At 44.7% G+C, this 6,906-nt stretch carries 7 protein-coding genes; 4 read left to right on the top strand and 3 right to left on the bottom strand.

What is annotated here, in order from left to right:
- Nucleotides 1-288 precede the first annotated feature (288 nt).
- On the bottom strand, nt 289-843 hold the full coding sequence (locus PseudUWO310_RS14485) for a hypothetical protein (protein WP_142602448.1): 555 nt from the start codon (nt 841-843) through the stop codon (nt 289-291).
- A 293-nt stretch (nt 844-1,136) separates the two neighbouring features.
- Nucleotides 1,137-1,859: a creatininase family protein gene (locus PseudUWO310_RS14480; protein WP_142602445.1), complete on the bottom strand. Its 723-nt coding sequence runs from the start codon at nt 1,857-1,859 to the stop codon at nt 1,137-1,139.
- Between the two features lie 131 nt (nt 1,860-1,990).
- Here PseudUWO310_RS14480 and PseudUWO310_RS14475 point away from each other — a divergent pair, with 131 nt between their 5' ends.
- Together PseudUWO310_RS14475 and PseudUWO310_RS14470 are read left to right on the top strand one after the other, a co-directional pair.
- A complete protein-coding gene (locus tag PseudUWO310_RS14475) occupies nt 1,991-3,052 on the top strand; it encodes a fatty acid desaturase family protein (protein WP_142602442.1) in 1,062 nt (353 codons plus the stop codon).
- On the top strand, nt 3,049-4,065 hold the full coding sequence (locus tag PseudUWO310_RS14470; protein ID WP_142602440.1) for an alpha/beta fold hydrolase: 1,017 nt from the start codon (nt 3,049-3,051) through the stop codon (nt 4,063-4,065). The genes PseudUWO310_RS14475 and PseudUWO310_RS14470 overlap by 4 nt, the downstream gene beginning before the upstream one ends.
- A gap of 3 nt (nt 4,066-4,068) precedes the next feature.
- On the opposite strand, the gene PseudUWO310_RS14465 is transcribed toward PseudUWO310_RS14470, so the two are convergent.
- Nucleotides 4,069-4,716, bottom strand: a complete 648-nt coding sequence (locus PseudUWO310_RS14465; RefSeq protein WP_142602437.1) for a Uma2 family endonuclease — start codon at nt 4,714-4,716, stop codon at nt 4,069-4,071.
- A gap of 158 nt (nt 4,717-4,874) precedes the next feature.
- Between PseudUWO310_RS14465 and PseudUWO310_RS14460 the strand changes: the two genes are divergently transcribed.
- Entirely contained in the window at nt 4,875-5,480 is a 606-nt protein-coding gene (locus PseudUWO310_RS14460) for a DUF3782 domain-containing protein (RefSeq protein ID WP_142602435.1), read from the top strand.
- Between the two features lie 100 nt (nt 5,481-5,580).
- Nucleotides 5,581-6,888, top strand: coding sequence for a type III glutamate--ammonia ligase (glnT, locus tag PseudUWO310_RS14455; protein WP_142602434.1), 1,308 nt, complete (start codon nt 5,581-5,583; stop codon nt 6,886-6,888).
- Nucleotides 6,889-6,906: the final 18 nt, after the last annotated feature.

Below are 6,906 nucleotides of genomic sequence, written 5' to 3'. Positions count from 1 at the left end.
TAGCAGTGAAAGTTTTACTTAGGACATAAAAACCAAATAAATAAAGGCGGCGCGAAGCGCCGCCTTTATTTATTTGGTTTTTGATTTGTCCTAACTATCTCTTTCATTGCTATAAGAGTAAACTTAAGACCTAGAAGAGCGTACTGCCCGCGTAGCGGGCGGTACGCTCTCTGGTTTTGGTTTTTTAATTATGCTGAACGACTTATACCAAAGCTCAAAATGGCATAGCCATTTCTTAACTTGGCATAAAAAGATAGAAAGGCTTCGCTTTGCGAAGCCTTTCTATCTTTAAACCTTGCTGCGGAGAATGTCTCGCCTTAGGGCTTTGCGAAAATCCTCTAAATGGGACTTATGTTGTGGTAGCCAAATATTACCTGTTTCGGTATTGATGGGAGGCAAAACATCATAAATTGGTTCTTGCAGAAAGTAGGTTTCTTTTAGTTGTACTAACCATGCTGATTGTCCGCGATCTTCTACCCTTGATTGAATATCGATCAGGCTTGTGGGTGCAATATCTAGCTGGCGATCTATTTCAAAATCTACTTCTAGGTTTTGGCGATCGCAGGGAAATATCGAATCGATCGTGGCTAGCCCCTGTAGAGCAGTTGCAGGAAAAGTTTCGGTATCAAAGCCAAACTCATCCATCAGTTGTTTGCATATATGAGCAGATTCGGGATTATCGGGATATCCAAGCGAATGAATTAGCACTCTGCTACCAACGGATGTTTTGATAAACTCAGGTGGATTGAAAACCACTAGGGTTGTATAGACCCTCGCTAAGTAGCAAACTGCTTCTTCAGGGCATAGGGAGATAGCTACGGTTATCGCTGCACGATCGAGCATGATGCCAAAATGCAAGTACTTTTGATGTTTAAGTTGATCAGCATACAACGATTAGTGATTTTATACGTTGCTGTAAATGACTTAATCTTGCTTTATACCAAAACTAAAAATGGCGTAGCCATTTTTAGTTTTTCAAACCCTTATACCAATTCCCAAAAGTGTGGCTACACTTTCGTGAATTGGTATTAGTCCATATAAGTAGCTGGGCATAGTTAAAAACCAAAACCAGAGAGTGTACCGCCCGCTTAGTGGGCGGTACGTTCTTCTAGTTCTTATGCTTAGCTACTTACCTATTAAGCCTCAGCAAGAAAATCGTTGTACTGGCTGACGAGCTCTTTGACGGCTAGTTCAAAAAGTTGTTTCCCATGCTCGACTGTGGCAAGGGCTGGATTTGAACCCATCCGCCCATCGGGATAGCGTTGACGAAATTCTTCAGGGCTATAGATGCGGCTATCCTTATTGACCGATTGGCTGAGCGGCGCGTTCTTAATCGAGTCAGGGTAAAGATACATGGTTACCGCAATTTCGCTAGGTGTGGCATGGTAGCCTTCTTGATTGCCATATAACTCTTTCACCAGCTTATAAATTTCGTTACTTGCCCACCAGTTACCGAGCCGAAAGCTTGTATCGGGAAGTTCATTCGCAATCTCGGTAAAGGCATTTTTCAGTACGGCAATATTGCCACCATGACCATTGAGAAAGAAAAAACGTTTAAATCCGTGTTTGGCGAGCGATCGCACCACATCATGAATTACTAAGGTAAGGGTGGATGGCTTGAGGCTAATCGTACCTGCAAAGCCCGTATGATGTTCCGCCATGCCCAGCGTCAGCGTGGAAGTAACCAAAGCATCGGCTTTTTCCCCAACCGCACGGGCGATCGCTTCGGCGCAAATAAAATCAGTGCCGATTAAGCCTGTGGGGCCATGCTGCTCGGTGGAGCCGATGGGAATAATTACCGCTGGCGATCGCTTTAGGTAGGCTTCGACTTCTTGCCATGTGGATAAATGTAGGAGCATAGATTTTAATAGATTTTAACTGTTTAGTATTAACTTTGACTTATTCAAAAACTTTTTGGCGCGATACTCATAGGGTATAACGGCATAAAGCGCCAAATGCCCTAATGTAAGTAAATAATGAGTTTTTAATCATGTTTTCCAGCGATGTTAAAAATGCTAAAAATATTGATAGCGAAATTGATAGCGAAGTAGATGTAATTTCTCCATCACCGAATGAAATTAACACTGAAATGAATTTGAAATTAAATTCAGGAAAATCCGTTCTAAAACCGAATCAACTTCTTTCTCCTCAAGAATTAAGCGCTTTAAATGTCAAGTCGAATGTCAAAGGAACTTTGCAATTACTAGGACATCTTACCGTGATGGCTGGTAGCGGCTATCTCTGGGGCACAAATATGGAGAATCTGAGCGATCGCTGGTTTATAGCTGTACCTGCCCTCGTGCTTTATGGATTTAGCTTTGCGATTATGTTTGCGCCACTGCACGAATCCTCCCATCGTACTGTTTTTACCAATAATCGTGCCAATGATGTCCTTTGTTGGTTTGCGGGACTTTTATCTTTTTACAACAGTACCTTCTATCGCCTCTATCACAAGTGGCATCATCGCTATACACAGGTTCTCGATAAAGATCCTGAATTAAGCGATCGCAAACCCACTAATCTTAAGGAATATATCATCGAAATTAGCGGGATTACTTGGTGGATTGGCAAGTTTAAGAGACATTTTCTTACAGCGATCGGCAACTTCGAGAACTGTCCCTTTATTCCCGAAAGTTCCTATGCCGAAGTGATTCGCTCGAACCGTTTACAGCTATTGGTTTATGCCGTGGCGATCGCGATTTCTGTATATTTCCAGCAGCTTTGGTTTATCACCTACTGGATGCTGCCCCTCGCAGTCGGTCAGCCAATTTTGCGATTTTTGCTCCTAGCCGAGCATACCGATCGCCCCAATACCGACAATATGCTTGCCAACACCCGCACCACCCTCACCCTTGCACCCTTGCGATTCTTGATTTGGAATATCTCCTACCATGCCGAGCACCATCTCTATGCTTCCATCCCCTTCCATCAATTAGGCGCAGCCCATGCAAAACTAAGTTCCCATTTTGAATGTGTGGAAAAGGGCTACTTCAATGTCCATCGGCAAATCATCGCTAATTTTGGTGAGAAGACTGGGAACTCGGCAGCATGAATGTTTTTGGAAATGTTTTTACAATTAAGAACTTTCAGCTTCAGTGCGGTGCGGTTTTGCCACAAGCGCAATTGGTTTATCAGACCTACGGCGAACTAAATAGCGATCGCTCCAATGTAATTCTCTATCCCACTTCCTACGGAGCGCAACACTCCGATATTGAGTGGCTAGTGCGACCTGATGGCATTCTCGATCCGACAAAGTGGTTCGTGATTATCATCAATATGTTTGGGAATGGGCTATCGAGTTCGCCTAGTAATTGCGCGGAATGTGGCTTAGCTGAGCAAGGTTTCTGGTTTACCCATCTAGATAATGTCACGGCTCAAGAGCAATTGCTGCGGGAAGTCTTTGGGATTGAACGCTTAGCCCTAGTTTATGGCTGGTCGATGGGCGCTCAGCAAGCCTATCATTGGGGCGCATTGTATAGCGATCGCGTCGAACGTATCGCCGCCATTTGCGGCACGGCGAAAACCACCGATCACAATCGCATTTTCTTAGAGAGTTTGCGATGTTCCCTCACAGCCGATCCAACTTGGAATGGAACTGGTTTTGATGGTATTCCCGATCGCGGATTTCGCACCTTTGCCAGAATTTACGCCAGTTGGGCAGCATCCCAAGCCTTTTATCGCGAAGGTTTGTATTATCAATTCGGTTACGCATCCCTCGAAGATTATCTCTTGCGTGGTTGGGAAGCGGGCTATCGTAAGCGCGATCCGCGAAATTTGATGGCGATGCTTGATACTTGGCTCAGGTGCGATGTCAGCGATAATCCCATTTATCAAAACGATTATGAACTTGCCATGCGATCGATTCAAGCGAAAACCCTAGTCATGCCCAGCACTACGGATTTGTATTTCACCACCGAAGATTGCGATCGCGAGGCGGCTCTAATTCCCCATAGTACCTATCTTCCCATTCCTTCAATCTGGGGACATCGAGCTGGCAATCCCTACCAAAATCCTGAAGATGAGAAGTTCATTCGTCAAGCAGCTGGGGAATTGCTAAGCCGCTAAGAATCATCGGGATAGATTCTCTTGCATCCATACTCGAAAAGCCTTCATCGCTGTGCTGCGTCCTTGGCTAAGACTCATCTCTAAGAACTGTGGTATGACTTCACGAATCGGAATATCTCCAAAAATAGGGCTTAATTCCGATTCGACATAATCGCTATCACGCAGGATATAAATTTTCAATATCTCATCGTATAGCCAGAGTTCAGGTACACCAAGAACGCGATAAACATCAAACTTAGTTTTGGAAGTTACATCTACCTCGATCGCTAAATCGGGCGGTGGATCGATGGTCATGTCTAGTTTGCGGATACCACGCATAGCGACATTGTTTTGAATGTAGAAGCAGTCATCGGGTTCTAATCCTGCAAGTTTATCAATGCGCTTGAAAGTCGTGGAGCCAAACCCTTCAAAATCGATCTCCATTGTCTCCAGAAGTGCTTTTATAAAATCTCCAAGCAAAACTTTAATTTTTTCATGTTCAGGTAAAGGCATAACAATTTCTAATACACCGTTTAAATAAGCAATTCTTGATCTGCGCTTGTCGCCAAGGTCTTGGAGGATCGATTCAAATTGTTGCCAGTCGATTTCATGGAGGACTGTGCTTTGTCCTGCTAAGGTTTCAATCTGTGAGATTCGTAATAGGGTGGTCATCTGCGTATCTCCTAACTTTACTCATCCAGCGATCGCTATTTACAGTTTACGCTAGTTACTAGGAAAGATGAGTGGCGGCGCGAAGCGCCGCCACTCATTGTTGGGGTTTTAGAAAAGTTTATAATCATTATTAACATCTAATGCGATCGCAAAAAACTATGTCTCAACGTCCTGTAACTATAGATGATATTTTCGAGTTATTTCGTGAAAGCGAACGCCAACGCAAAGAACAACAACGAGAGTTTGAGCAGTCTTTGCAAAGATCTCTGCAAGAATATAAACAGACCTCTGAGCAAGAAATGGCTGAACTCAAAAAAATTGTCGCGCAGACAAATAAGCAAGTTGGTGGGATTACGAGTCGCTGGGGTGAATTTGTCGAAAATTTAGTTAGACCTGCGGCGGTGCGGATGTTTCGCGAGAAAGGGATTGAAGTGCATTTTACAGCCTTACGAGTGGAAGCTCAGGATGAAAATGGTTCTATCGAAATTGATGTTCTCGCGGAAAATACTAATGAAGTGGTGGCGATTGAGGTCAAGTCTCATTTAGAAGTTCGTGATGTGAAGCGATTTTTAATCACTTTAGATCGTTTTAAACAGGCTCTGCCTAAGTATCAAAGTTATAAGCTCTATGGCGCGATCGCTGGCATTAAAGTTGATGAGCGAGCCGATGAATATGCCACACAGGAAGGGCTATTCCTAATTAAGCCTTCGGGGGATACGGTGGCGATCGCTAATGGTCAGGATTTTGTAGCAAAGACTTGGTGAATAAAAATTTGGTAAATATTGACAAGATTGATACGAGACTGCATTTTAATTTGAGCGATAATCCCGTTTGCTGAGAGATAAACATTGTGACTACGGGATTATGACTAAGGCTCTATCGGAAATTGCTCAAGAAAAAGGGATTCGCTACTTTCTCATTTCCTTCACTGACCTCTTTGGCATGCAACGCGCTAAATTAGTGCCAACCGCAGCGATCGACTCGATGGAAGCCAATGGCGCAGGATTTGCAGGATTCGCCACATGGCTTGACATGACACCCGCCGATCCTGACCTCTTCGCCATTCCCGATCGCAATAGTCTTTTTTCCTTACCTTGGCAACCCGAAATTGGCTGGATGCCTGCCGATCTCTACATGAATGGCGAACCCGTCAAACAAGCCCCACGCTATGTTCTTAAGCAAGCCCTCAGCCAAGCGGAAGCCCTCGGCTATCGCGTGAAAACGGGGGTGGAATGCGAGTATTTCCTGCTCTCTGCTGATGGTACGGATATTTCTGATTTAAGCGATCGCGCTAGCAAGCCCTGCTACGACCAACAAGCCCTGATGCGCCGCTTTGACATCATTGCTGAAATCTGCGATGCGATGTTAGCGATGGGTTGGGGAGCCTATCAGAACGACCATGAAGATGCGAATGGTCAATTCGAGATGAACTGGACTTATGCCGATGCTTTGGTCACAGCCGATCGCCATGCCTTTTTTAAATATATGGTCAAAGCGATCACTGAAAAGCATGGATTCCGCGCCACCTTTATGCCGAAACCATTCCCACACCTAACGGGCAACGGCTGTCATACCCATCTCTCCATTTGGGATTTAGAAGGAAATACGAATCTCTTCGATGACGTAAAGGGAGAACTCGGTTTATCGAGCTTAGCCTATCAATTTATCGGTGGCGTATTGCATTCCGCCGAAGCTGTCTGTGCCTTCACCAATCCCACTGTCAATTCCTACAAGCGGATTAATGCCCCCGTCACCAACTCTGGCGCAACATGGTCGCCCAACACGATCAGCTACACAGGCAACAACCGCACCCACATGATTCGCATTCCCGAAGCAGGTCGCTTTGAGTTCCGTCTCGCCGATGGAGCCGCGAATCCCTATCTTCTTCCTGCTGCTCTCATCGCCAGTGGTCTTGATGGCATCAAACACCAACGCGAAGCAGGTCAACGCTATGACAATAATTCCTACACCGATCCGCTTCCCTTTGGTACGGTGAAACAATTGCCTGCTAATCTTTTGGATGCGCTGCGATGTTTGCAAGCTAATACGATTTTGCCTGATGCATTAGGCTCAGAATTTGTGCAATCCTATATCAAATTAAAGCAACGCGAATGGAATGATTACAGCACTCGCATTAGTCCTTGGGAATTAGAACATACTTTAGATTGCTAAAATATCTATGACTAGTGT

The organism is Pseudanabaena sp. UWO310 (assembly GCF_006861605.1).
Lineage (GTDB): Bacteria > Cyanobacteriota > Cyanobacteriia > Pseudanabaenales > Pseudanabaenaceae > Pseudanabaena.
The sequence above is the reverse complement of the archived record's forward strand: the minus strand, read 5'-3'. Positions and strand labels throughout refer to the sequence as shown.

Coding starts and splice junctions, on each gene's coding strand:
- PseudUWO310_RS14475 (WP_142602442.1), top strand. CDS start 1,991: ATGTTTTCCAGCGATGTTAAAAATGCTAAAAATATTGATAGCGAAATT.
- PseudUWO310_RS14485 (WP_142602448.1), bottom strand. CDS start 843: ATGCTCGATCGTGCAGCGATAACCGTAGCTATCTCCCTATGCCCTGAA.
- glnT (WP_142602434.1), top strand. CDS start 5,581: ATGACTAAGGCTCTATCGGAAATTGCTCAAGAAAAAGGGATTCGCTAC.
- PseudUWO310_RS14470 (WP_142602440.1), top strand. CDS start 3,049: ATGAATGTTTTTGGAAATGTTTTTACAATTAAGAACTTTCAGCTTCAG.
- PseudUWO310_RS14460 (WP_142602435.1), top strand. CDS start 4,875: ATGTCTCAACGTCCTGTAACTATAGATGATATTTTCGAGTTATTTCGT.
- PseudUWO310_RS14480 (WP_142602445.1), bottom strand. CDS start 1,859: ATGCTCCTACATTTATCCACATGGCAAGAAGTCGAAGCCTACCTAAAG.
- PseudUWO310_RS14465 (WP_142602437.1), bottom strand. CDS start 4,716: ATGACCACCCTATTACGAATCTCACAGATTGAAACCTTAGCAGGACAA.